Consider the following 24,462-nt stretch of genomic DNA (forward strand, 5'->3'; position numbering starts at 1 on the left):
GGGGCGATCCTCGTCGAGTCTCCGACCTCGGCGTTTCAGCCCACCTCGACGAACTCGCCGCGCACCTCGACCTCGTCGCCGTGGGTCAGCTGTCTGCCACGCCGGCGTTCGACTTCCCCGTTCACGCGCACCTGGCCGTTGGTGATCGCCTGCCGGGCGTCCGCACCCTGGTCGATCAGGTCGGCGAGCTTCAGGAACTGACCCAGCCGGATGGAGTCGTCTCGGATCGAGACTGTTCGCGTACTCACGGCTTCTCACGCACGCCTGGCATTCTCCGGCATCCCTTGATCAGCTCTGCCCACGAGAAAGTCCCGGGGACTCTTGAGGTTCCGGGACCTCGCGAAGCGGGGACGGGACTTGAACCCGTGACGCCGTGATCCGAATTAACGGGTTCTCACGAGTAAGTGCGGGGTGGTACTCGTTCACAGTCGTGATGTGAGCAGCGATTTCAAGAACTCGCTGGATCACAGGAATACGCGCTGGATGGTGCTCCATCTGCGGGGTGAGTGCGGGATATGGGTCGGGCGCGCCAGCGGAGCAGGTCTTCGGAGCGTGCCGGGCGACCGTCGAGGAGGTCGGCGATCACCCGACACGAGGTCTCAGGCGCCGTGCTTCACGAGGAACCGGCGCTGCTCGGCGGCGTGCTCCCGGTCCTCGGGGCTCTGGCTGCCGAACCCGCCGTGCGGCATCGCCTCGAAGACGTGCAGCTCGGCCTCCACCCCTGCGGCGCGCAGCTTGCGGTGCATCCGGACAGTGTTGGAGAGGAACAGGTCGCGAGTGCCGCTCTGCAGGAACGTCGGCGGGAAGCCGGTGACGTCGCCGAAGATCGGAGAGAGGTACGGGTTCGTCAGGTCGGCGCCATTCGCGTAGAGGTCGTTGACCACCTTCAGGCTGTGCAGCACGTTGTCGACGCCCTCGAGCACCTGGAACGTGTCGCCGGACTCGGTGAGGTCGATCTCCGGCGTGTTGAGCACCAGCGCGGCGGGGAGGGGCAGTCCTTCGTCCTTGGCGCGGAGCGTGAGCGCCGCGGCGAGGTTCCCGCCCGCTGATCCGCCGCCGACGAACACCTTCGACGGGTCGTGGTCGGTGATCACGCGGCGGTAGACGGTCGTGACGTCGTCGAGCGCGGCGGGATAGGGGTGCAGCGGCGGCATCCGGTAGTCGACGCCCCAGGTGAGCATTCCGGCGGAGAGCGCCGCCATCGACGACATGATCCGGCACGCCTCACCGCCGCCCATGAGCAGGCCGCCGCCGTGGATGTCGATGTAGATCGGTTCGCCGTCGCGCGCCTCGACGCCGTGCGGACGGATCGCGTAGACGGTCACGCCGTGGATGTCGAGCGTTTCGACGTCGACCGGCAGCTCCGCGGTCAGGAACTGCTGCGTGATGTAGGCGTTCGACTGGTCGACCATCGCCACCCACGCGTCGACGTCCTCAGTGGGCGGGTACTGCGTCGGGGGCGCCTGGAACGAGAGCCACTGCTGCGCCTGCTCGCTGATGGTGCTGGGCGCGGGGAAGCTGCGATCGCTCATGCGCGCACCTCCACGGCGTCGTTCGCGGCGGATCCGACTTCGTTGTGCTGTCCGTGCATCACTGCTCCAATCGATCTCTCCCGGACGGTCTGTCCCGGAGCGCTAGTAGGTACTGGAGCGGCGCCGCTTCTTGCGGTCGGCCGCCGAGTTCATCCCTTGGTCGTCGGGCCCTTCAGAGCTGCCGCGATGGTCGCCATGGTCGAGCTGTCCGAGAGCGTCGCGGTGTCACCGATCGTGCGGTGCTCCGCGACGTCACGGAGGAGGCGGCGCATGATCTTTCCCGAGCGAGTCTTCGGCAGCTCAGGGACCACGAGGATCCGCTTCGGACGCGCGATCGGCCCGATCTCGCTGACGACGTGCTGAGAGAGCTCCGCCACTGCGGCGTCGAGGTTGTCGCCGAGCTCTTCGACGGACGCGCGGAGGATGACGAAGGCGACGATCGCCTGACCGGTTGTGGCATCGTTCGCCCCGACCACGGCGGCCTCTGCGACCGCGACGTGGGACACGAGCGCCGACTCCACCTCCATGGTCGAGATGCGGTGCCCGGACACGTTCATCACATCGTCGACGCGACCGAGCAGCCAGATGTCGCCGTCGGCGTCGTAGCGGGCGCCGTCGCCGGCGAAGTAGTACCCCTGGGCGGCGAACCGATCCCAGTAGACCTCCTTCGTCCGCTCGGGATCGCCCCAGATCCCGCGGGTCATCGCCGGCCAGGGCTGGTCGATGACGAGGTAGCCGCCGCCGCCCGGGCCCTCGGGTTCGCCCTGCTCGTCGACGATCTGCACGGAGATCCCCGGCAGTGGGCGCTGCGCCGACCCGGGTTTGGTCGCAACGACGCCGGGCAGCGGCGCGACCATGATGGCGCCGGTCTCGGTCTGCCACCAGGTGTCCACGATCGGTGCCTCGCCATGACCGATGTGGTCCCGGTACCAGATCCAGGCCTCGGGGTTGATGGGCTCTCCGACGCTGCCGAGCAGGCGGATGGATGAGAGGTCGTACCCGTCGGGGATCTCCTCGCCCCACTTCATGAAGGTCCGGATGAGGGTGGGGGCGATGTAGTAGACCGAGACGCCGTACTGCTGGATGAGCTCGAAGTGCCGGCCCTGGTGAGGCGTGTTCGGAGTGCCCTCGTACATCACCTGCGTCGTCCGGTTGGCGAGGGGCCCGTAGACGATGTAGGTGTGCCCGGTGATCCAGCCGACGTCCGCTGCGCACCAGTAGACGTCCGAGTCCGGCTTGATGTCGAAGACGACCCGGTGCGTGTACGACGCCTGGGTGAGGTAGCCGCCGCTGGTGTGCAGGATCCCCTTCGGACGACCGGTGGTGCCCGATGTGTAGAGGATGAACAGCGGGTGCTCGGCATCGAACGCCTCGGCGGCGTGCTCCGCCGACTGCCGAGCGACGACGTCGTGCCACCACAGGTCGCGGCCGGGAGCCATCGCGACGTCGGTACCGGTCCGGCGGACGACGATCACGTGATCGAAATCAGCGGCATCCAGGGCCTCGTCGACGTTCTCCTTCATCGGCGCTGCGGTGCCGCGTCGGAACTGCCCATCCGAGTTGATGACGACGCGGGCGCCTGCGTCGTCGACGCGTGCGCGGAGGGATGATGCGGAGAACCCGCCGAAGACCACGGAGTGCACCGCGCCGATTCGGGCGCAGGCGAGCATGCTGACGACCGCCTCCGGGATCATCGGCAGCTGGATGACGACCCGGTCGCCTGCGCGGACGCCGAGCTCCTCGAGTGCGTTGGCGGCACGGCAGACCTCGTCCTTGAGCTCCGCATAGGTGATGTCCCGCGTATCGCCCGGCTCACCCACCCAGTGCAGCGCAACCTGGGCGCCGAAGCCCGCGTCGACGTGGCGGTCGACGCAGTTGACCGCCACGTTCAGCCGTCCGCCTACGAACCAGCGGGCGACGGGCTTCTGTGACCAGTCGAGGACCTGCTCCCAGGGGCTCTCCCACTGGAGTCCCTGCGCCTGCGCCGCCCAGAATGCCTCGCGATCGGCGTCGGCCTCCACGTACAAAGATTCGTCCGCGTTGGCGCTCGCTGTGAACGTCGACGTGGGCGGGAACGTCCTCGTCTCGCTCAGCAGGCTGTCGAACGTCGAACCGAGCTCATCGAGATCGGAGCCGCTCTCGGAGACGGAACCGGCTCGCGGCGTCGGAACGGTCATGGATCTCCCCATCGAGGTCATTCGAGCGCAGCAGGTTGAACCTGCACTCCGTGCCTTCTATCGTGACACTAAGTGTCAATGCCGTGCAACGCGGTCGAACAGGTCGGGAGGCCGCGGATGTCCTCGACCGCCGGCATGCTCAGGATCGACCCGGCCGAGCCCGACGTGGTCTCGAAGGCGCAGCGAGCACAGGCCGAGACGGTCGCGCGCCTGAGCACGGCTGCGATCGAGCTGTTCGAAGGCCAAGGTTTCGAGGCCACGACGGTGGATGAGATCACCCAGCGCGCAGGTGTGAGCCGACGGACCTTCTTCCGGTACTTCCCGACGAAGGAGGACGTCCTCTTCGCCGGGCACGCCGATCAGGTCGTGAGGCTGGAGCGGCAGCTGGATCTTCGCTCCGACAGCCCTGCGAGTTGTGCGGCCGATGCGCTGCGCGTCCTGGTGTCGGAGATCGCCGACGACCCGCGCGCGCTCCGCTACGGGCGCGTGGTCGGCACGACCCCAGCGCTGCAAGACCGCGAGATCCTCTGGTTCGCCGAGTACCAGAGCCGGATCGGTGCCTACCTCGCGGAGTTCGAGACGAGCGTCCGAGGCGAGCGATTCGCGCACATCCTCGCGGGGGCGCTGCTGGCAGCAGTTCGCCAGACGCTCGCCGCCTGGGGCTCCGGCGCGGTGCGGGAACCCGTCGCGCTCTTCGTCGAGCTCGCCGACGACGTCGTCGAGTCGATGGCTCCCGGCGGGCCGGCCGCCTCCACCGGGCCCACGTCCGCCGCGCCCGGCACGGTCGTCGTCACCACGAACCTCTCGCCCGCACAGATCGCACGTCTCATCGAAGGAGCTGAGCAATGATCCGCATCATCCTGTCCGGACCGCCAGGAGCGGGGAAGGGGACCCAGGGCAAGCGGCTCGCCGCCGCGCTCGCCGTCCCCGCGATCTCCACCGGCGACCTGTTCCGCGACCAGGTGCGACGCCGCACCGAGACGGGGGTCGCGCTCGAGGCGCTCGTCGCCGCCGGCGACTTCGTCCCGGACGCGATCACCAACGCGATGGTTGCGGAGCGGCTCGAGCAGTCGGACGCAGCGAACGGCTTCATCCTCGACGGCTACCCCAGGACGCCCGACCAGGTCGTCGAGCTCGACCGGATGCTCGCCGCCCGTGGCGTGGCGCTCGATGCGGCGGTACTCCTCGACGTGCCCGACGACATGGTCGCGACGCGGCTCGCCGGCCGAGCCGAGCTCGGCCGAGCCGACGACACGGATGAGGTCATCCGGCATCGGATCGCCCTGTACCACCGTGAGACCGCGCCGCTCACCGTGCTCTTCGATGCCCGCGGCCTGCTCGTCCGCGTCGACGGCTCCGATCTTCCCGACGTGGTCCAGGCGCGACTGCTCGCCGCGCTCGAGCCGCTCCGCCGCCGCGCGTCGACGGCCGCCTGATCCCGCTGCGACGAGGAGCGCGACCGTGGCGATCCTGATCAGGGACCTGCACGACGACGATCTGGACGGGATCCTGCAGCTGTGGGAGCTCGTCCGCTCGACCGGCCCGGCGCCGGTCTACTCGCTCGCGGAGGTGATCGCCTCGTGTCAGAAGGACCACGCGGTGGTCGCTGTGGAGGCGGGCCGGGTCGTGGGCGCCGCGGTCGGGCGAGCCGCGCACGCGCAGGGGTGGATCGTCTTCTTCGCGGTCGACCGATCACACGTCGAGACCGACATCGGCTCCCGACTGCTGTCAGCACTGGAGCGGCGGATGCTGCCGCTCGGATTGGCGAAGCTGTCCGTCCTCCTCGCTGAAGGTGACGACCTCGTCGACGGGTTCGAGTCGGCCGGATTCGAGCCGCGCCAGAGCCTTCGCTACCTGGAGCGCGTCATCCCGGTGCAGCGCCAGGAGCTGGGTGTCCTGCAGGAGCTCGGCGGGCGACTGCTCCGCCGCGATCTCTGGGGCGAGGTCGCCGGGATGCGCACCGAGAAGGCGCTGCTCGAGCAGCGCCTCGTGCTGCCGCTCGCGCAGCCCGATCTCGCAGCCGAGTTCGGTGTCGTGCCGCCGCGTGCGGTGATGCTGTTCGGTCCTCCCGGGACGGGCAAGACGACCTTCGCGCGCGCGGTCGCCTCCCGGCTCGGCTGGCCGTTCGTCGAGGTGTTCCCCTCTCGTCTCGCTGCCGACGAACGAGGACTGCCGGCCGCGCTCCGCGACACCTTCCTCAAGGTGGCGGAGCTGGAGCACGCCGTCCTCTTCATGGACGAGGTCGAGGAGGTCGCGTCTCGACGTCGGGGCGATCCGCCGTCGGCGATGCAGGGCGTCACCAACGAGCTGCTGAAGCTGATCCCGGAGTTCCGGGACCAGCCGGGCCGCCTGCTGATCTGCGCCACGAACTTCATCCGCGCGCTCGACGGGGCGTTCCTCCGCCACGGCCGGTTCGACTACGTGATCCCGATCGGCCTGCCGGACGAGGATGCGCGGCGGGCGATCTGGGAGCGGTACATCCCCGGCTCGGTGATCGGCTCGATCGATCTGTCGCGCCTCGTCGAGCGCAGTGACGGACTCACTCCTGCCGACATCGAGTACGCCGCAAGGGCGGCCTCACAGTCCGCGCTCGAACGCGCGCTCCGCGACCCCGACCCGGCGGTCGGCACCCTCGTGACCGAGGACTACCTCCTCGCCCTCAGGGGCACGAGAGCGACGGTCTCGGCCGAGACCGCCGCCGAGTTCTTCCAGGACATCGAAGTGCTCGCTCGGCTCTGAGGAGGACGCCGTGACGATCGGCGCCCGCGCCCGTCGAGGTGGCGGGCGCGGGCCGATCGTCGCCAGTCCGATCAGGCGGTCGGCAGCTGCAGCGCGCCGGACAGCACTGCTGCGACGACGCCGCCATCGACGAGCAGGTCGGTGCCAGTGATGAACGACGCGTCGTCGCTGAGGAGGAAGCGAGCGGCGCGGAGGATGTCGTCGGGATCTCCCAGGCGCCCGGTGCCGGACGCGTCGACCATCGCGCGCATCACAGCGCCCGACTCCCCGGCGAGCTCCTGCTCGCCCATCGGGGTCGCGATGACGCCGGGGCTGATCGAGTTGATGCGTGCACCGCGCGCGCCCCACGAGAGGCTGGCCGAGCGAACGCGCAGCTGGTTCGCACGCTTCGCGATCCCGTAGGCGGCGCCGGGATCGGGGACGGCCCCCGCGGCGAGGAACGGCAGGGCGAGCAGGTCGTCCGAGGGCGTGAACTGCAGGCCCTGAGCGAGCTCTGCCGGCAGCTGCTCGCCGGTCATCGTGCCGGCCATGCTGGCGATGACGACGCCAGCGCCACCCTCAGCGATCACCTTCCCGAACTCCTCGAGGCCGAACGCGACGCCGGCGAGGTCGACGCCCAGGATCGCCGCGACTGACGCCTGCGTCGGCGACAGGCCTGCGGTCCAGGCGACCTTGGTGATCGGCCCGAGTGCTGCGGCGTCCTGCGCCAGCGCAGCGACCGATTCGTGCGACGAGACGTCTACGAGATGTGCGGTCGCTTCGATGCCATCGGCCTTGAGTGCGGCGGTCACCCGATCGAGCGCTGCCTGGCTGAAGTCCGCGAGCACGACCTTCGCGCCGGTGCCCAGCTGGCGGGCGATGGCCCCTCCCATCCCACCGACTCCGACGACGACCACGACGTTATTGGACATGAGCTTCCCTTCGTTGGGGCGACCTGCCGGCGGAGGGTGTCCACCGGTTAACGAGTCGGCTGTATCGTAATACCTCGTGACTTCGGAAACCGCGTCCGCGCCGCGCGGTCGAGGGCGCCCTCGGAGCGAGCAGGCGCGGATCGCGATCCTCGCGGCCGCCCGCGATCTCGTCCTCGAGTCCGGATACGAGCAGCTGACGATCCAGGCGATCGCCGCGCGGGCCGGCAGCAGTCGCCAGACCGTCTACCGATGGTGGACGTCCAAGGCGCTCATCGTCGCGGACCTCGTCATGGACGGCGAGCTCCGCCTGCCGACCGCCACGATCCCCGACACGGGCGATCTGGAAGCGGACCTGGTCGCCTGGCTCGACGGCGCCACCTCGGCGTTCGCCGACCCGCAGGTCGGCCCGCTCGTCCTGGCGCTCGTCACCGCGGCGACGGACAGCGAGGCCGAGGCCCGACTGCTGTACGAGATGAGCACCGGCCCGTTCCATGGAGCGCTCGTCGATCGGCTCCTCCGCGGTGCGGACGCCGGGCAGATTGCGACGTCCGCCGACCCGACCGCCATGGCGGACGCGCTCATCGGCACGGTGCTGTTCCGAGCGCTCACCCCCGGTGCCCGTCCCGCGCCGTCGGCCGCAGTCGTCCGGACGCTGCTCGGAATCCCGCGCGCTTGAACTCTTCCGCTCATTCCTCATCGCAGCACCGACGAAAGGCATCGCACTGATGACGCAGACCGCAGTGATCACCGGAGGCGCAGGCGGCATGGGCCTCGCCACCGCCAAGCTCATGGGCAAGGACCACCGCGTGGTGATCGTCGACCTCGATCAGACGCGCCTCGACGCCGCAGCCGTCGAACTCGCTGCCGCCGGCGTCGAGGTGGACACCGTCGTGTGCGACATCACCGACCGGGCATCGGTCGATCGAGCGCTCGAGCAGGCGGCGTCGAAGGGTGATCACGTCCGCGCTGTCGTGCACACAGCCGGTGTCAGCCCCCAGATGGGCTCCGCCGCGAAGGTCGCGCGGATCAACGGCACCGGCACGGTGAACGTCACCCAGGCCTACCTCGCCCGTGCCGGCGAGGGGGACGTCCTCGTCAACGTCGCATCGACGGCCGGTCACGGGCTCCCGAAGGTGCTGCTCCCGTCCGGCGCATTTCGGCTCGCGGAGAAGAACCCGGCCGCGTTCGAGGCCGCGATCGTCCGCCGTGCCCGAGTGGGCGGCAAGAAGTGGCATTCGGGCATCGCGTACGGCATCAGCAAGGCGTTCGTCCTCTGGTACACGAGGGCGCAGGCGGTCGCGTTCGGCGCCCGCGGTGCTCGCATCGTCTCCGTCTCGCCCGGCAGCTTCGACACCGCCATGGGGCGCCTCGAGAAGGACCACGGCGCGAGCGAGTTCCTGAAGGTCTCGGCGATCAAGCGGTTCGGCAAGCCCGAGGAGATCGCGGCCGTCCTCGCGTTCTGCGCGAGCACCGGGCCGGGCTACCTGACCGGGATGGACATCCTCGTCGACGGCGGCACGAGGGCCGGTGCGGAGTTCAAGAAGGCGCGCTGACGCACGGACGCGGTCCCCGAGCACGACTCACCGACTGAAGGACTGGACCCATGGACGCTGCACGACTGCACCCCGAGCTCCGCTCGATCTTCCGATTCGTCCCCAACCTGCCCATCGGAGCGCCATGGCGGATCCGGGGGATCCGGAAGGCCATGAGCCTCCTCCCGGCGTTCGCGGTCCCCTCCGGCATGCGACTGGAGATCGTCGACCTCGCGCCCGGTGCAGGCGTCAGGGTGTTCACGCCGACTGGCGGCGGCAACGGGGCGGCGCTGCTCTTCATCCACGGAGGCGGCATGGTGATCGGTTCGGCCTCCCAGGAGGACGCGCGCTGCGCGCAGATCGCCGAGGACCTGGGCGTCATCGTCGTCTCGGTCGAGCACCGGCTCGCGCCGGAGCACGCGTTCCCGGCTCCGATGGATGACTGCTTCGCGGCCTGGCAATGGCTGCAGCGTGAAGCGCCGGCGCGAGGAATCGACCCCGCGCGGATCGCGATCGGCGGCCAGAGCGCGGGCGGCGGCCTCGCAGCCGGACTCGCGCAGCGCCTCCGCGACGAGTCCGAGGTGCAGCCCGTCGCGCAGTGGCTGTTCTGCCCGATGCTCGACGACCGGACCGCGGCGCGGCCCGAGCTCGATCTGCTCGATCACTTCCTCTGGAACAACGGCTCCAACCTCGTGGGCTGGCGGTCGTACCTCGGGGCGGAGCCCGGCCAGGACACGGCGCCTGCCTACGCCGCCCCGTCACGACGGTCCGATCTCGCCGGGCTGCCGCCGGCGTGGATCGGCACCGGGGAGATCGAGCTGTTCTTCGAGGAGGACCGTGCGTATGCGGCCGCGTTGGATGCGGCAGGAGTCGAGTGCACACTTGACGCCGTGCCGGGTGCGCCTCACGCGTTCGAGTCGGTCGGCGCGGCGACGTCGGTCGCGAGGGACTACTCCGCCCGAGCGCAGGCGTGGCTGCGGGCACGACTCACCTGACCGGCCGTACGCCGGTTCACGATCGGGCGGTGCGCTCCATCGTGATGCGGAGGCGGGCCAGCCCCTCGTCGTACGCCGAGTCGCCGAGCGCCACCACGGGCACCGACGGATGCGCCGTCGAGAACAGCGCGGCGGTCGTGTGGCCCGGCGGCAGCTGCGCGACCACCGTCGCGCCCAGCTCCGCGAGCAGGTCGGTCGCGTCCCGCCAGCGGACTCGGTGCGCGACGCCACCCGCCAGGTCCGCGAGGACGGCATCGGCTGTCGGTGCGGTCCGGGCGGTCATCGCCGCGACGTACCGGACGGTCGGTCGCCGGACCGGGACCTCTCGCAACCGATCGGCGACGGCGTCCGCCACCGGCGCCATCAGGGCGCAGTGGGATGGCACAGCGACCTCGAGTCGCCGAGCCTCCCGGAACCCGAAACGAGGAGCGGTCGCGCGCGCCCGCTCGAACGCCGCTTCGCTGCCTGCGAGCACGACCTGGTCCTCCGCGTTCTCCATCGCGACGAACAGGTCATCACCCTCCCGCACGGCATCGGTGAGACGCTCGGCGTCGGTGACGCGGGCGCCGAGCAGCGCGAGCAGGCCGAACCCCCTCGGGTACAGGTCACGCATGCCCTCCGCGCGGATGCGCACCGCGTCGGTTGCCTCCTCGAGCGTCAGCACTCCGGCGACCACGGCGGCGGCGAACGCGCCGATCGAGTGGCCGGCGACCGCATTGGGGCGGATGCCGTCCGCGGTCAGGAGCGCGGCGGTCGCGACGCCGACCGTGAGCAGGCCGAGCTGCGCAGCGACGGTGTCGGTCATCACGTCGGGCCCGTCGAGCTCGCGCACGTCGCGGCCGAGGACCTCGCTGACGGTCCGGAGCACCGCGGCCGACGGTTCGCGATCTGGCAGTGCGGCGAGCATTCCAGCGTGCTGCGCTCCTTGGCCAGGGAAGAGGAACGCGATCACGACGTCATCCGCTCGACGCTCGCCCACGGGTCGGGGGTGAGGCGTGGACCGTCGGCGGTACGCAGCAGCACAGACCGGCCTCCGGAGTCAGTCGCCCACTCGGCCAGCGCGATCCCGCCCGACGGCGTCTCAAGAAGGCAGTCCACCCTGCAGGGGAGGTCGGTGAGCGCTTTCTGAATCGCCAGGGCCTCGAGGAGAGGAATCCGCCTGTCCGCGCGGACCACGACGTCGAGGTCGCTGTCGGCGTGCACCGCCGACAGGCCCGAGGCCAGCTCGAACCCGGTTGACCCGACCGGCCCCCACGGACGGTCGCCGAACAGAGCCGACGTCGCGATCGCGAGCAGGGCAGCCGCGATGCCCGCATGGCCGAGGTCGCTCCCGTCGGCGATGGCGAGCGACTCGGGTGTCACGACCCCCCGGACGGCGCCGCGGTCCACCTCGATGGCCTTCCGCTCCGCACGACGGCGCCCCCGCACGCCCGCGGAGACGGCCTCCGGGCGTGACGCCGCCTGGCGCCGCACGACCGCCCACACGTCGCCGTGATCCCGGGTGACCCAGGCCGGCAACGCGACGTCGAGCACGTCCGCATCGAAGCGGATCAGGTCGTGGACGCGCGGCTGCCTCGGGGTCATCCCCACTGCTCGGTCATCGCCGCCCACACCCGCCGAGTGGCCGCCCGGTTCTCCCCGGAGGCGTCTGCGGACCAGCGCAGCGCGAGCGAGCGATCGCCGCTCCGTGCCCGGTCGATGGCGGCGGCAAGCTCGGACCGGACCGCGCCGAGGTCCTGCGACGACGGGTGATCGGCGTCGGAGACCGACAGCAGACCGTCGCAGAGTCCCAGGGTCGCCCAGTCGCGGACGTCGTACGACAGCGGCGGCACCAGGGTGGCGAGCTGCTCGAGCTCGGCGACGGAGCGTCGGGTGATCCGCGCGGCGGCGGGCTTGTGCATCGCGTGGATCTCGACGCCGGGGTCGTCCAACGCGAGGATCCGGTCGGCCTGGAGGCCGTGGGCGAGGAATCCGCCCGACAGGGCCGTTCCTACCACGAGCGCGATGACCGGATGCCCGGACATGCGTGCGGTGGCATACGCGTCGGCCGCAGCGGCGAGGTGGAGGTGGATGCCCACCATCTCCTCGAGTCGGCCGTACGCCTGGCTCGGGAGATCGACGATCGCGATGAGCGGCCGCTTCTGCGCGGGAGCGAGCGCGGCGTCCTCGGCGACGATCGCGGTGACGCGCTCGGCGAGGGCGAGGCCCTCGAGCAGACCCACCTCCCCGTGGCTCGCGCGACGGTACGGGCTGTCTGGATCGGGCACCACGGTCAGCAGCACCGACCTGGACCCGCCGAGTTCGGTCGTGCCCTCCAGGAGCGTGGCTTCCAGCGCGGTCGGCTGCACGTCCGAAAGCGCGCGCGTCCATGCCCGGCCTCGGCCGGGACGATCGAGGTCGACGGGAGCCGGTGCATGCGGGGCGGGAGAGGGTGTCCGGTCGAACAGGGCAGGCAGCTCGCGCGGCTCCGGCAGCGTTGTGGGGTCGACCTCCGCAAGATGCTTCCGAAGCGTTGCCAGCGCACGGGATGCTGGCGCTGAGATCGGACCTGCCGCTATCGCATCGGAGAGCGCGGCGCGGATCGCTGCGGTGTCGTCCCGCACCAGGGCATCTGCCTGGTGGAGCGCGTGGCGTTGGCGGCCGCCGTCGATCGACCAGACCAGTGCGCGGTCCGCCGAGTCGAACTCCTGCACGCCGGCTTCGGACTCGATGACCTCGGGCCCGTTCAGGCCGAGTCGCGCCTCCCTGGTCATGATCACCGTCGAGCAGAGGCCGGCGACGATGCTCATGCCGCCGAAGCTGCCGAGCCCACCGGCGATCACCGCGACGACGGGCGCCAGCGGGCGCAGTTCGACCACGCCGGAGCAGGCTTCGGCGACCGCCGCCAGGCCGAGGTTCGCCTCCTGCAGCCGCACGCCTCCGGTCTCGAGCAGCAGGACTGCAGAGGTCGGGATGCCCGCACGGGAGTCCCGCACGGCCAGGCCGAGCGCCGCAGCGATCTTGGCGCCGGACACCTCGCCGATCCCTCCGCCCTGGAACGCCTGCTCGATGCCGATCACGACCGTCCGGGCGCCGGACACGGAGCCGCGAACGACGACGAGGCCGTCGTCCGACTGCGGGACGACGCCCTGCCGCTCCAGCCACGGCGACTCGATGCGGTCGAACGGTCCGACCAGCTCCTCCGCGGTTCCCTCGTCGAGGAGCGCGAACGCACGCGACCGGGCGTCGCGCTCGATGAAGCTGTCGCGGCGCAGGTAGCCGGCGACGTCGGGAACGAGCGGGTCCACCTGGGTCTCGGTCGTCATGCGTGGTCCTCCCCAGTGGTCTCGTCGGTCGACTGATCGAGGGCTTGCAGCAGGCGGATGGAGACCACGCCGGGCGTCGCGCCGAAGTCGTTGATCTCGATCGAGCCGGTCAGCCCGTACCTCGTGAAGAAGCGCTCGAGCACGTTGCGCCAGACGTCATCGAAGCCGTCGACGCTCGTGCGGATGCGGACAACGGCCGACTCCGTCGGACCCGGGGTGACGAGCACCTCCAGATCGCCGGAGCCGACGACGCCGATGTGCGCGGCACGGGTCGCCGGGCGATCGCCCGGGAACGAGAACTCAAACGTCTGCATGGAGGAGCTCCTGAGGTGCGGATGCCGGCTCACGGGAGCGGGCGAGGTCGTCGAGGAAGACTGCTGCGGCGAGGAGATCTGCGCTGCCGCCGGGGGAGAGGCGGGCTGCATCGGCCCGTGCGGCGAACCGGCGCAGGTCCCCGTCGAAGTCCCGCGCGCGAGTGGTGCTGCGCGCTGCCCGCTGCATCCTGCGGAGTCCTCGTGCGCCGCCGCGGTGCAGCACGCAGGTGTCGTCAAGGGTGGCGATCAGCGCGAGCAGGGCGCGGAGGCGTGCGCGGTCCTCGCTCTCGCCGGCCGCCCGGGCGCCACGCATCGCCGGGAGCGCCACCTGGGTGAGGTGCGGGAATCCGGCGACGGCCTCGCCGACCGCCCCGCCGACGCCGTACCGCCGCACGACCCGCTGCCCGTGCGAGGACGGCGGGGGAGCGCCGGCCGAGTCGGGGATCGCTGCGAGCCGTGCCGCCGCTCCGACGACGCCGGCCTCGCTGCGCTCAGTTGCGGCCGCGACCACGAGCAGCCCGACCGTCCACAGCGCACCGCGATGGGTGTTCACGCCGCCGGTCGCCTCGAGCATCGTGGCCTCCCCGATGCGGCCGAGCACGCCGACGCGGTTCCGCAGCTCCTGTGGAGGGAGTCCTTCGGAGGAGACGAGGGCGAGGTCGACGAAGGTGCCGTGCAGGGACTGCGCCGAGCGGAGCAGCATCGCCAGGTCCATGTCGGCATGCCCTCCGGAACCGAGTCGATCCACCAGGCCGGGTTTCGGGGTCAGCAGTGCCTCGGCCTGCAGTGCACCCACAGCGGCCGCCGCGACGGCGTGTGCGTCGAGCTCCTCCTGCACGGTGCGCATCATCGGCTCAGAAGTTCCGGAAGCGCGCGGGCGGGTCGTACAGGCCGCCGGACCACGCCTCGAGGTCGCCGACGCTCTTCGCCGCGAGCAGCGATCGGTCGGCCCGGCGCACGTCCACACCGAGGTCCTCCGGGAACGCGACGACGCCGTCGCGGCGCAGCCGCTCGGTCGTACGCGGATCGTGCCGCAGCCCGATCGGCGTGGCGCCCGCGACCGCGGCGATCGCCTCCCGCCGCTCCTCGACGCTCGTCGCCTTGAAGAGGTAGGCGACGCCCTCCTCGGTGACGACGTGGCTGACGTCGTCGCCGTAGATCATCACCGGAGCGAGCGGCATACCGGCGCGCTCGCCGACGGCGAGCGCGTCGAGGCGGTCGACGAACGTCGGGGTGCCACCGGCCTTGAACGTCTCCACCAGCTGCACGACCAGCTTCTTCCCGCGCCGGCTCGCTCCCTCGCCCGAGGCGAGGTCGAGCCAGGCCGCACTGCCGTGCCGGCGCCCGTGCGGGTCGTGTCCCATGTTCGGCGCCCCGCCGAATCCGGCGAGTCGGCCCGCAGTGACGGTTGATGAGTTGCCGTCGCCGTCGATCTGCAGCGAGGACCCGATGAACATGTCGATCGCGTACTGCCCGGCGAGCTGCGCGAGCACCCGGTTCGACCGGAGACTGCCGTCACGACCCGTGAAAAAGACATCGGGCCGGGCAGCGACATAGCGCTCCATCCCGGGCTCGCCGCCGAAGCAGTGCACGGACTGGACCCAGCCGCTCTCGATCGCCGGGATGAGGGTCGGATGCGGATTCAGCACCCAGTGCTTCGCGATGCGACCACGCAGCCCGAGCTCCTCGCCGTAGGTGGGCAGGATCAGCTCGATCGCGGCGGTGTCGAACCCGATGCCGTGATTCAGGGACACCACCTCGTGGCGCTCGTACACACCACGGATCGCGAGCATCGCCTTCAGGATCTCGACGCGGCCGATCTTGGCGGGGTCCCGGGTGAAGAGCGGCTCGAGCTTGTACGGCTTCGGGCTGACGACGACGACGTCGACCCAGTCGCCCGGGATGTCCACTCGGGGGAGCGTGTCGACGATGCGGTTCACCTGCACGACGACGATGCCGTCGTGGAACGCGGTCGCCTCGACGATCGTGGGGGTGTCCTCGGTGTTCGGGCCCGTGTAGAGGTTGCCGTGCTCGTCCGCGGCTTCAGCGCAGATCAGTGCGACGTTCGGCGGCAGATCCACGAACATCCGGGCGTAGAGCTCGACGTAGGTGTGGATCGCGCCGATCGTCACGACGCCGTCGTCGACCAGCTGCGCGAGACGGAGGCTCTGCGGGCCGGCGAATGCGAGGTCGAGGCGGGACGCGATGCCGCGCTCGAACACGTCGAGATGAGCCGGCAGGCTCACCGACGAGATCAGCAGATGCAAGTCGTGCAGCTTGTCCGGGTCGGCCTGCGCCAGCGACTGCGCGAGGAAGTCGGCCTGCTTCTGGTTGTCGCCCTCGAGCGACACCCGGTCAGCGGGCTGGATCAGGGTGGCCAGCACCTCGTCGATCCGCGCTGCATCGACGACCTTGGATCCGGCGGCCAGTCCGAGCGACGTCATGCGGCGCTGCTTCTCACGCCGGTGAGTCGTCCAGCGAGCGTCGGGATCAGCCATGCCGCCACTCTGCGCGGACGGAGGCTCTGCGTCCATGCAGGCGCCCGGAGTTTCATTCACGAATGAATGGAACGTCGGCCGCCTCCCTCGCGCCCGCTCTCGCACAGCTGGCCGCGCTCGCCCTCGACGCCAACATCACGAAGGCCGCAGCCCGGAGCGGAACCAGCCAGCCGACGCTGTCGCGGGCCCTCCGGACGTGGGAGGAGGACCTCGGCATCCCGCTGGTGGTGCGTCGGGGTCGGGGCATCGAGGTGACGGATGAGGGACGCACACTCGCGGCTGCTGCGGCGGACGCGCTGCACACGGTCGACGTGGCGCTGGCCCGGATCCGCGGCACGGAACAGGGCGCGGCGCTCACCGTCGGGTTCCTGCGCTCCCTCGGACCCACCGTCGCCGGCGAGCTGATCGCATCGTTCCTCGTCGACCGCCCGGAAGTGGTGATCGCGCATCGCGAGGGCTCGAGCACCGACCTCGTCGACGGGCTCGACAGCGGGCGGGTCGACATCGCGATCACCGCGCCCAGGCCGCCAGAACGGTTCGCGTGGCTCGCGGTCGGCCGGCAGGCCTTCGTTCTCGTCGCGCCGATCGGGCATGCCCTGGCACGGCGTGAGCGAGTCGACCTGAGGTCGGTCCGGGACGAGTCGTTCCTCGCACTCGACCACCGCTTCGACGCCCGCCAGCGCGCCGACGCGCTGTGCGCTGCAGCCGGGTTCAGCCCGAGGATCGTGCTCGAAGCCGACAACCTGATGACCATCCGCGGCTACGTCGCCGCTGGTCTGGGAGTCGCGATCCTCCCGGCGGACGCATCGCTCAGCCCCCGGACCGTCAGCGTCCCGCTCACCACGCCCGACGCCTACCGGACCTTCGGTCTGGCGTGGAGCGCGGCATCGCTCTCTCCCACGTCACGAGCGCTCATCGCCCACACGGAGGAGCTCGCGCGGCGCTATCCGGGATGGGCCGATGTCACCGCGTGACGGGATCAGGCGGTGAGCACCCGCTCGAGCTCCGCGGCGATGGCGGTCATGCCGGCCTCGTTCGGGTGGAAGGAGCCCGCGGTCTCCGCCATCGTCGGGTGGAACGGCTGCACCCACGGCTCGCTCGAGCCGAGCGCGTGACCGACGCTCAGGGCGGACGCGAGGACGAGATCGGCTCCGGTGCGTGCCGCCGCATCCGCGAAGACCCTGCCGATCGCGCGCTGGATCGTCAGGAACTGGTCGAGCTCGTCACGGGTGAACGGCGTCGCATCAATCGACTCGTCGTCGAGCACGGTCAGGTAGTCCACGAGGACGACCCGGGCGGTCGGGGCCTGCTCGCGCACCCGCTCGACCACCCTGACGAGTCCGGAGGTGGCGGCCTCGACCGCGGCATCCGTGGGGGCCGGGATGCCGCCGGCGAACATCTGGCCCAGCATCTGCACCATCGGCGACTCGGGGTCCTGACGCTGCCACGCGAGGAAGAGCATGGCTCCGGCGAACTGCAGGTCGTTCCCGCCGGCGGTGACGGTGACCACGTCCGCCGCCGCCGGAACGCCATCGGTCTGCGGCGGTCGCGTGGAACCGTCTGCGAGCTGCTGCGGGGTGTCGATCACGTTGGCGGTCGTCGCGCCCGAGACGGTGAGGTCGACGAGGCGGGCGCCGAACCGGTCCGCGAGCTGGCGGGCGTAGTTCCTGCCGGAACGCATGGCTGCCGGATCCTCGATGGGCGCGATGCCGGGACCTGCGGCGAACGAGCTTCCGAGGGCTGCGATGAGCTGATAGCTGGACACGATCCGATGCTCGCACCGCTCCTCGGAGCGCGCTCCCGGCCTCATGCAGCGCTGAATCATTCGAGGCCTCGACGCGGGCGCCCGCTGCACGAGCGGGTGCGAACCGCTGCGCGTTTCGAAGCGTCGCGCATCGAGATCCTGCGCAGCGCTCCGCGTGCAGAGGTGCGGCGCGGGCCTCAGCTCACGCTGCGCCGGCGGTCACCGAAGACCACGCGGAAGAGGTCGTCCGTGTACTCGGGCGTGATGTCCTGCCGGGTGAGTACCCGGTAGAGCAGCGACCCGACGATTGTCTCCGCGAGCGCGGCAGTGGGGGTGTCGCCGGGCAGCTGCCCGGCCCCGACCCCACGCTCGAGCCGCGACACCAGCGCGTCCTCGTTCGCCGACACAACCTCCTGGTACCGAGCTGCGATGTCCGGGTCCTCCGCTGCTGCGGCTGTGCCTGCGCGGATCAGCGCGGCCGCGTTCGGCTGCCGGCTGCCCGCCGCGAAGTCCTCGAGCCATCGTGCGACGTCGCGTCGGACATCGTCGGAGTCGGCGACCCCGATGGAGGGGGTGATGACGTAGCCCCTGAGGATGCACTCGGCGACGAGCGCGTTCTTCGACGGGTACCAGCGGTAGACGGTCTGCTTCCCGACCCCGGCCGCGGAGGCGATCCTGTCAATGGACAGGCGGTCGAAGCCCTGCGTCGCGAGCTCATCGCGGGTCGCCGCGAGGATCGCCTTCCAAGCGGTCTCGCTGCGGGAGCGCCCTGGGCGTGCGGTCGTCATCGTGAGTCATTCTCCCGGGCGGCAGGTCCGCTCTTGAGGATCCCCTCCGAACGGACCTGCCCGTCGCGCTCAGTGCGCGGCTGCGCCCAGCAGATGAGCGGGCACCTGCACGTCGAGCTCGTCGAGCGTCCAGAGGGCGCGAGGGTCGGCGTCCTTCACGATCGTCGGCCCGTCGGCGATGTCGGTCCAGCGGGTGACCTCGGAGCCCTTGACTGCGAAGACCTGGCCAGTGACGCTGGCGGCCGCGTCGGTGCACAACCAGGCGATCATCGGTGCGATGCGGTCGGCGGGCGGCAGGTAGAAGGCGCCGAACTGGTCCTCGGGCACGCCTTGGGCGCGCAACGCATCATCCATCTGATCCTTATAGAGATCGAACGTTCGCGTGCCGGCAGCGGGCGCGTAGCAGTTGAACGTCACGCCCTGGTCGCGGTAGGTGTTGGCCAGGTCGTGCGACATCGCGATGCCGCCGCCGAGCACCGCGGCGCCGACGGGGTTCGCCTGCGTCCCCCGGGCGATCTCGGAGGTCGCGAACAGCACCCGGCCCCAGCCGCGCTCCGCCATCGCCGGCACCGCTGCGCGGGACAGCCAGAACTTCTGCCCGAGGTACAGGTCCTGCAGCGTCCGCCAGGACCCGTCATCGGTCTGCAGGCCGGCGAGCGTCCCCTTGACGAGCGCGCCGGCGTTGGCGATCAGGATGTCGAGCGCGCCGAAGCTGTCGATGGCCGTCTGCACCGCGGCGGCCGCGCCGTCCGGCGTTGCGATCGAGTCGTAGTTCGCGATGGCGGTACCGCCGGCCGCGATGATCTCGGCGACCGTCCCATCCGCGGCGGCCGAGCTCCTGCCCTCGCCACCGACGTCGGTCCCCAGGTCGTTCACGACGACGGAGGCGCCCTCGGCGGCGAGCACCAGCGCGACCTCCTTCCCGATCCCGTTCCCGCTGCCGGTCACCAGTGCGGTCCGGCCTTTGAGACGTTCACCCATGTGCTGTCCTCCTCCTCGAGGTCGCCCCTCGGCACTCGCTCGTGCGGCGTCGTGATCGGGCGGCCGAGTCAGTGTGCCACTTACGAGACTCCATGTCTCGCATTAGTGTGCGCACGGGGACGACGCTCGGACCGATGCCTGCTCTGCTGCAGGTTCGTAGGGAGCCGTCGTCGATCAGGCCCTCACCAGAACGGACGTTCCATGAGCTTCACCGAGTACGAGAACAAGCGCGTCGTCGTCACCGGAGCCTCCTCCGGCATCGGCGCCGCGGTCACCGAGACCCTCGTCGGCCTTGGGGCGGAGGTGCACGCCGCCTCCCGCCGGAAGCCCACCGTTCAGACCGCCGGGTTCCACGCGCTCGACCTGAGCGACCCCGCCTCGATCGAGGCGGCTGCCGCGAGCATCGGCGGTCCCGTGGATGTGCTCTTCAACTGCGCCGGCGCCGTGCCGATGATGCCTGCGATCGAGATCTTCAAGGTCAATTTCCTCGGGACGCGATACCTCACCGAGCTGCTGCTGCCGCAGATCCCGTCCGGCGGCTCGGTCGTCAACACCTCTTCCGACGGCGGCTACGCGTGGCGCACGAAGCACGCGCTGATCCTCGACCTGCTCGCGACCACGACCTTCCGGGCGGGAGTGGAGTGGTACGAGCAAAACGAGCAGGCCGCCGGCCACGCGTACTCCTTCGGCAAGGAGGCACTCGACCTCTGGACGATGCAGCTCTCGGCGACGACGATCCAGCGAGGGGTGCGCGTCAACTCCACGAGCCCCGGCGCCGTGCAGACGCCGATGCTCGAGGCCATCGAGGGCGCCTACACCGCGGCCGCGATCGACCCGGTCACAGTCCCGAGCGGGCGCCGGTCCTCAGCGGAGGAGCAGGTCGGCCCGCTGCTCTTCCTCGGCAGTGACGGCGCGTCCTACGTCAACGGCGCCGACATCCAGGTGGACGGCGGCTTCGGCGCAACGTTGAACGTCGCGGGGACGCTCTGGGGCTGATCGGCACGGTCAGGTCAATCCCTGTCCCGTCGCGGTGACCCAGTTCGGGGCACTGCGGCCTGAGGCCGCACGGCGGCAGGGTACGGCGACGGCGCCCGTTGCTACTGTCGCGACATGAGTGCGGCGCGTCAGGCTCTCGCGGGCGACCGCCTGCGACGCGAGTACGTGACGCCTATGTACTCCCAGATGGATGTGGCGCGGATCGTCGGTGCCCCGACGTCGACGGTGCATCGCTGGGCCGAGGGGTACTCCGACCGCGGTCTCCGAAAGCCTCCGCTCATCGCGCTCACGAAGCCTGGTCGCGGCTACACCGTGCCGTTCGTCGGTCTCGCGCAAGCGTTCGTCCTGTGGTCGTTCCGAAGGGCGGGGGTGCCGATGCAGCGCATCAGGCCCGCTGTGGAAGCACTGGAGCAGGGCATCGGGCTTGAGTACGCGCTCGCGAGCGACCGGCTGGTGACGGACGGTGCAGAGGTGCTCTGGCGTGCCGAACCCGGAGCAGCGGACACGCGCATGATCGTCGTCCGAAGCGGGCAGGCGGTCTTCAACGAGGTCGTCGGGGAGTACCTCAAACAGATCCGTTTCTCCGACGGCTATGCGTCGTCCTTCGGTCTTCCGCGGTTCGACCGCCTGCCGGTGACGGTCGATCCGCTGGTGAACGGGGGCCGGCCGACGATCGTCGATCGCGGGATAGCGGTCGACGACGTGCTCGGCCGGTTACGAGCCGGCGAGACCACGGGCAGCATCGCCGACGACTTCGACCTCGATGAGGCAGATGTTCGTTCGTTGCTCTTCCAAGCCGCGTAGCACCCTGCAGTGCAGCCGCCGACGACCCGATTCTTCGTGGATCGCGGTGTCGGCGCTCACCAGGTACCGAACGCGATGCGATCGCTCGGCTGGCCCGTCACGACCATGAACGAGCGCTACGGCGCCGGCGCGGGGAGAAGGTCCCCGACGAGCGATGGATCCGCGAGGCGACCGGCCTCGGAGAGGTACTGCTGTGCAAGGACGCCCATGTGGCTCAGCGTCCGCTCGAGGCCGAGGCGATCTACTACTCCAGCGCCCGGGTATTCGTCATCACCGCGGCGGACATCACGGGCGCTGCGATGGTCGACTGGTTGACCCGGCACCGCGCCTCGATCGACCGGTGGATCGGACGTGTCGACGGACCTTTCGTTTGCGGGATCTACGAGGGCGAACTGCGTCGGCTCAAGCTCCACGCGCCCTGATCCGTCGCCGACACGAGCGTGCCGCGGCGGTATGCCCCTCGCCCTCCCCGTCGTTGCCCGCGTCGTTCGGGTCGAGGGGTGCAGCGACGGGTTTCACCCGTCTTGCCCTGTCCTGGCCTGCCGCCTCCGCGATGCGGCTTCCGAACCACCCACACACAACTTGAAAAGACAGTTGTGTGTGGGTGGTTCGGAAGTACAGGTGGCAGGCCAGGACAGGGCAAGGAAGAAGAGGGGGATGAAAGGGATGGATGGATGAATGGAGAAGCAGTTGTGACGGTGGAGCACAGAAGGGGTGCGGAGAAGCAGGGAGAGGTGATGGCGTGAGCTGAGGGGGCGTGTGGGCGTTCCGGAGGCGGGGTTGCGAGATGGTTCGAATGGAAAGCGTTGCGGGTCGGCGAGTGTGGGTGACGGCGCGGGACGAGCGAGTGTGCGAGTGGTTGCGGATCGTTCGAGTGACGGATGTGCAGGCGATCCGGTGGTTGCTCGGAGTGCTCAACGATTCGGATCGACCGGTGTCGACGAGACGGGCGCAGGAGTGGGTGGCGCGGATGGAGCTTGTCGGACTCGTCGAGCGGCAGAACCTCGGCGGACCGGGCGGATCCATCGTGTGGGGAACGTTCGAGGCGACTGGGCAGTCCCGGCCCAACATCTACCGCCAGACCACTCGGCACGAGATCGCAGTCTCAGCCGTCTCGGCCCGCTACCTCGCGGCGGGCTTCGCGTGGCGGCGGGACGACCGGCCGTCCTACGTCGGAGGTCATCAGGCGGACGGTGTTGCGATCGGGCTACGAACGAGTGAACTGATCGAGGTCGAGCTGACGGCGAAGCGGGCACCGCGCTACGCATCGATCTTCTCTGCGTACCGACGCCGGCTCGAGCTCGGTGAGGCCGCCCGTGTCGCCTACCTCTGCACCGACGATGCTGCGCGGGCAGTCCGGACCGCGCTGACCGCGTCCCCGGCAGGGCGAGCGGTCGCTCCAAGCATCGGTGTACGTGTCATCTTCGATGACCGGGGCGCCATTCGCCCCTCGGACGCCGATCGATCGGTGTCGGACGAGGGCGCGATCCTGCTCGACGACGAGAGGTGAGGTCATGGCGACGATCACGGCGTACGAGACGACCGCGGGTAAGCGGTACCGGGTCCGTTACCGCAAGCCTGATCACTCCCAGACCGATCGACGGGGTTTTCGTACCAAGCGTGAGGCGCAGCTCTTCCTCGCCTCCGTCGAGGTGTCGATGGCGAGGGGCGAGTACGTCGACGCCGAAGCTGCACGCGAGCCGGTCGGCGCCCTCGGGGCGCTGTGGGTGACCCGGCTGTCTCACCTCAAGCCGTCGTCACAGCGGCCGCTCGAGATCGCCTGGCGCCTGCACGTCCAGCCGAAGTGGGGCTCCGTGCCGGTGTCGCGGGTGCAGCACAGTGCTGTGCAGGCCTGGGTCGACGCGATGCAGCAGACGCACGGGTCGACCTCGGTGCTGCGGGCATACGGCGTGCTGGCGTCGATCCTCGACGTCGCGGTCGCGGACCGGCGCATCCACACCAACCCCGCTCGGGGCGTGAAGCTGCCGAGGAAGGTGCGGCGCGAGCACCGGTATCTCTCGCACCAGCAGGTCAGCGAGCTCGCGATCGCTGCGGGGGAGAAGGGTCCGCTGGTCCTGCTGCTCGCATACACAGGGCTCCGCTGGTGCGAAGCCGCCGGCCTCCGCGTCAAGGACGTCGACACCGTCCGCCGGCGGCTCTTCGTCTCGCAGAACGCCGTCGAGGTCGGTGGCGAGATCCATGTCGGGACGCCGAAGACCCACAAGCGGCGGTCGGTCCCGTTCCCGACCACGCTCACCGCGATGTTCGAGGAGGTCTGCGCGGGCAAGGGGCCACTCGACCTACTGTTCATCGACGAACGCGGGTCGTACATGCACCGCTCGAAGACGGGCAAGGGCTGGTTCTGGCGAGCAGCCGTTGCAGTTGGTCTGGAGGGACTCACGCCGCACGACCTCCGGCACACCGCCGCAAGCCTCGCGATCCAGTCCGGTGCGAACGTCAAGGCGGTGCAGCGGATGCTCGGGCACTCGTCGGCAGCGATGACGCTCGACGTCTACGCCGACCTGTTCGATGACGATCTGGACGCTGTTGCGGACCGTCTCGATCACGGTCTCGCGCGAACAAGTGTGGGCAAAATGTGGGCACGGCCCGTTTCGAAGGGACGTGTCGCGGAAGAGACCGACTTCTCATCAGGCATTTATCTCAGCCGGGAGAGTGGGGCTTACCGAGGCCTACTCCAAACTTTCGCAACAGAGGTCGCAGTACGAGCGGTTGCTCGCGTTGCCGCAGGTTCGTCCGCCAGAGCAGGGTGGGCGTGAACTTGCCCGCATGCGCCGCCTGACGCCAGCTCGGGCCGCGGAGCTGGTCGAGCGTTACGTCGCGGGGGAGGAGATCATGCCTCTCGCACGACACTTCGGCATCCACCGCACCTCCGTGTATGCCGCGCTCCAGAACGCCGGTGTGCCTCGGCGACTGCACCGGATCGACGACGCGGTCAAGGCCGAAGCCATTCGGCTCTACGGGCGGGGAGACTCGGTCGCGAAGATCGCGACCGAGCTCGACTGCTCGTACCACGGGATCTATCAGGTGCTGCGGCGGGCCGGCGTCGAGATGCGGGACCGGCACTGGCGGGCGTCGACGGGTTAGCGGCCGCTCGTCTCAAAGCGTGCGTCAGCACGGAGTCCGGC

At 70.2% G+C, this 24,462-nt stretch carries 26 protein-coding genes; 13 read left to right on the forward strand and 13 right to left on the reverse strand.

Annotation, left to right across the window (positions count from 1 at the left end; all coding sequences use genetic code 11):
* Positions 1-35: 35 nt before the first annotated feature.
* From ACFE67_RS05310 to acs, 3 genes are all read right to left on the reverse strand, one after another.
* Positions 36-248, reverse strand: coding sequence for an RNA-binding S4 domain-containing protein (locus ACFE67_RS05310; RefSeq protein WP_375405830.1), 213 nt, complete (start codon positions 246-248; stop codon positions 36-38).
* 351 nt (positions 249-599) lie between these two features.
* Positions 600-1,532, reverse strand: a complete 933-nt coding sequence (locus ACFE67_RS05315) for an alpha/beta hydrolase (RefSeq protein WP_375405831.1) — start codon at positions 1,530-1,532, stop codon at positions 600-602.
* Positions 1,533-1,681: 149 nt separating this feature from the next.
* The gene (gene acs, locus ACFE67_RS05320; protein ID WP_375405832.1) at positions 1,682-3,709 is read right to left on the reverse strand and encodes an acetate--CoA ligase; all 2,028 of its coding nucleotides are present in this window, start codon (positions 3,707-3,709) and stop codon (positions 1,682-1,684) included.
* Between the two features lie 117 nt (positions 3,710-3,826).
* Between acs and ACFE67_RS05325 the strand changes: the two genes are divergently transcribed.
* The 3 genes from ACFE67_RS05325 to ACFE67_RS05335 are packed head-to-tail and all read left to right on the forward strand — an operon-like array spanning position 3,827 to position 6,448.
* A complete protein-coding gene (locus ACFE67_RS05325; protein ID WP_375405833.1) occupies positions 3,827-4,558 on the forward strand; it encodes a TetR family transcriptional regulator in 732 nt (243 codons plus the stop codon).
* Complete coding sequence (locus tag ACFE67_RS05330; RefSeq protein ID WP_375405834.1) at positions 4,555-5,145, forward strand: adenylate kinase; 591 nt, start codon at positions 4,555-4,557, stop codon at positions 5,143-5,145. The genes ACFE67_RS05325 and ACFE67_RS05330 overlap by 4 nt, the downstream gene beginning before the upstream one ends.
* A 25-nt stretch (positions 5,146-5,170) precedes the next feature.
* Positions 5,171-6,448, forward strand: coding sequence for an ATP-binding protein (locus tag ACFE67_RS05335; RefSeq protein ID WP_375405835.1), 1,278 nt, complete (start codon positions 5,171-5,173; stop codon positions 6,446-6,448).
* A 71-nt stretch (positions 6,449-6,519) separates the two neighbouring features.
* On the opposite strand, the gene ACFE67_RS05340 is transcribed toward ACFE67_RS05335, so the two are convergent.
* Positions 6,520-7,359 (reverse strand): SDR family oxidoreductase, encoded by an 840-nt coding sequence (locus ACFE67_RS05340; protein WP_375405836.1) that lies wholly within the window; start codon positions 7,357-7,359, stop codon positions 6,520-6,522.
* Between the two features lie 76 nt (positions 7,360-7,435).
* Here ACFE67_RS05340 and ACFE67_RS05345 point away from each other — a divergent pair, with 76 nt between their 5' ends.
* From ACFE67_RS05345 to ACFE67_RS05355, 3 genes are read left to right on the forward strand one after another with little or no spacing between them, the layout of a single operon-like run.
* Positions 7,436-8,035, forward strand: coding sequence for a TetR/AcrR family transcriptional regulator C-terminal ligand-binding domain-containing protein (locus ACFE67_RS05345; RefSeq protein ID WP_375405837.1), 600 nt, complete (start codon positions 7,436-7,438; stop codon positions 8,033-8,035).
* Between the two features lie 49 nt (positions 8,036-8,084).
* Positions 8,085-8,912 (forward strand): SDR family NAD(P)-dependent oxidoreductase, encoded by an 828-nt coding sequence (locus ACFE67_RS05350; protein ID WP_375405838.1) that lies wholly within the window; start codon positions 8,085-8,087, stop codon positions 8,910-8,912.
* A gap of 50 nt (positions 8,913-8,962) precedes the next feature.
* On the forward strand, positions 8,963-9,886 hold the full coding sequence (locus ACFE67_RS05355) for an alpha/beta hydrolase (RefSeq protein ID WP_375405839.1): 924 nt from the start codon (positions 8,963-8,965) through the stop codon (positions 9,884-9,886).
* Positions 9,887-9,902: 16 nt separating this feature from the next.
* Here the strand turns inward: ACFE67_RS05355 and ACFE67_RS05360 are convergent, their stop codons facing one another.
* From ACFE67_RS05360 to mdcA, 6 genes are read right to left on the reverse strand one after another with little or no spacing between them, the layout of a single operon-like run.
* A complete protein-coding gene (locus ACFE67_RS05360; RefSeq protein ID WP_375405840.1) occupies positions 9,903-10,865 on the reverse strand; it encodes an ACP S-malonyltransferase in 963 nt (320 codons plus the stop codon).
* The gene (locus ACFE67_RS05365; RefSeq protein ID WP_375405841.1) at positions 10,835-11,470 is read right to left on the reverse strand and encodes a malonate decarboxylase holo-ACP synthase; all 636 of its coding nucleotides are present in this window, start codon (positions 11,468-11,470) and stop codon (positions 10,835-10,837) included. The genes ACFE67_RS05360 and ACFE67_RS05365 overlap by 31 nt, the downstream gene beginning before the upstream one ends.
* Positions 11,467-13,191 carry a biotin-independent malonate decarboxylase subunit beta gene (gene mdcD, locus ACFE67_RS05370; protein ID WP_375405842.1) on the reverse strand — a complete coding sequence of 575 codons (1,725 nt, stop codon included), beginning with the start codon at positions 13,189-13,191 and terminating at the stop codon, positions 11,467-11,469. Before mdcD ends, ACFE67_RS05365 begins: the two co-directional genes overlap by 4 nt.
* The gene (locus ACFE67_RS05375; protein WP_375405843.1) at positions 13,188-13,505 is read right to left on the reverse strand and encodes a malonate decarboxylase subunit delta; all 318 of its coding nucleotides are present in this window, start codon (positions 13,503-13,505) and stop codon (positions 13,188-13,190) included. Before ACFE67_RS05375 ends, mdcD begins: the two co-directional genes overlap by 4 nt.
* Entirely contained in the window at positions 13,492-14,343 is an 852-nt protein-coding gene (locus ACFE67_RS05380) for a triphosphoribosyl-dephospho-CoA synthase (RefSeq protein ID WP_375405844.1), read from the reverse strand. Before ACFE67_RS05380 ends, ACFE67_RS05375 begins: the two co-directional genes overlap by 14 nt.
* 16 nt (positions 14,344-14,359) lie before the next feature.
* A complete protein-coding gene (gene mdcA, locus ACFE67_RS05385) occupies positions 14,360-16,003 on the reverse strand; it encodes a malonate decarboxylase subunit alpha (protein WP_375405845.1) in 1,644 nt (547 codons plus the stop codon).
* A gap of 62 nt (positions 16,004-16,065) precedes the next feature.
* On the opposite strand from mdcA, the gene ACFE67_RS05390 reads away from it, so the two are divergent.
* The gene (locus ACFE67_RS05390) at positions 16,066-16,977 is read left to right on the forward strand and encodes a LysR family transcriptional regulator (RefSeq protein ID WP_375405846.1); all 912 of its coding nucleotides are present in this window, start codon (positions 16,066-16,068) and stop codon (positions 16,975-16,977) included.
* Between the two features lie 5 nt (positions 16,978-16,982).
* Here the strand turns inward: ACFE67_RS05390 and ACFE67_RS05395 are convergent, their stop codons facing one another.
* From ACFE67_RS05395 to ACFE67_RS05405, 3 genes are all read right to left on the reverse strand, one after another.
* Positions 16,983-17,768 carry an SGNH/GDSL hydrolase family protein gene (locus ACFE67_RS05395; protein ID WP_375405847.1) on the reverse strand — a complete coding sequence of 262 codons (786 nt, stop codon included), beginning with the start codon at positions 17,766-17,768 and terminating at the stop codon, positions 16,983-16,985.
* A 176-nt stretch (positions 17,769-17,944) separates the two neighbouring features.
* A complete protein-coding gene (locus ACFE67_RS05400) occupies positions 17,945-18,535 on the reverse strand; it encodes a TetR/AcrR family transcriptional regulator (protein ID WP_375405848.1) in 591 nt (196 codons plus the stop codon).
* A gap of 69 nt (positions 18,536-18,604) precedes the next feature.
* A complete protein-coding gene (locus ACFE67_RS05405) occupies positions 18,605-19,516 on the reverse strand; it encodes an SDR family NAD(P)-dependent oxidoreductase (RefSeq protein ID WP_375405849.1) in 912 nt (303 codons plus the stop codon).
* Positions 19,517-19,717: 201 nt separating this feature from the next.
* Here ACFE67_RS05405 and ACFE67_RS05410 point away from each other — a divergent pair, with 201 nt between their 5' ends.
* The 6 genes from ACFE67_RS05410 to ACFE67_RS05435 all read left to right on the forward strand — a co-directional run bounded on the left by ACFE67_RS05410 (position 19,718) and on the right by ACFE67_RS05435 (position 24,421).
* Positions 19,718-20,512, forward strand: a complete 795-nt coding sequence (locus ACFE67_RS05410) for a coniferyl-alcohol dehydrogenase (RefSeq protein WP_375405850.1) — start codon at positions 19,718-19,720, stop codon at positions 20,510-20,512.
* Positions 20,513-20,626: 114 nt separating this feature from the next.
* The gene (locus ACFE67_RS05415) at positions 20,627-21,316 is read left to right on the forward strand and encodes a DUF433 domain-containing protein (RefSeq protein ID WP_375405851.1); all 690 of its coding nucleotides are present in this window, start codon (positions 20,627-20,629) and stop codon (positions 21,314-21,316) included.
* 89 nt (positions 21,317-21,405) lie between these two features.
* Entirely contained in the window at positions 21,406-21,738 is a 333-nt protein-coding gene (locus ACFE67_RS05420) for a hypothetical protein (RefSeq protein WP_375405855.1), read from the forward strand.
* 512 nt (positions 21,739-22,250) lie between these two features.
* Entirely contained in the window at positions 22,251-22,826 is a 576-nt protein-coding gene (locus ACFE67_RS05425; RefSeq protein ID WP_375405852.1) for a hypothetical protein, read from the forward strand.
* Positions 22,827-22,830: 4 nt separating this feature from the next.
* Positions 22,831-24,093 carry a tyrosine-type recombinase/integrase gene (locus tag ACFE67_RS05430; protein WP_375405853.1) on the forward strand — a complete coding sequence of 421 codons (1,263 nt, stop codon included), beginning with the start codon at positions 22,831-22,833 and terminating at the stop codon, positions 24,091-24,093.
* Positions 24,094-24,169: 76 nt separating this feature from the next.
* Positions 24,170-24,421 carry a helix-turn-helix domain-containing protein gene (locus tag ACFE67_RS05435; protein WP_375405854.1) on the forward strand — a complete coding sequence of 84 codons (252 nt, stop codon included), beginning with the start codon at positions 24,170-24,172 and terminating at the stop codon, positions 24,419-24,421.
* The last annotated feature ends 41 nt before the right edge of the window (positions 24,422-24,462 follow it).

The sequence above is a fragment of the uncultured Amnibacterium sp. genome, from assembly GCF_964244015.1.
Lineage (GTDB): Bacteria > Actinomycetota > Actinomycetes > Actinomycetales > Microbacteriaceae > Amnibacterium.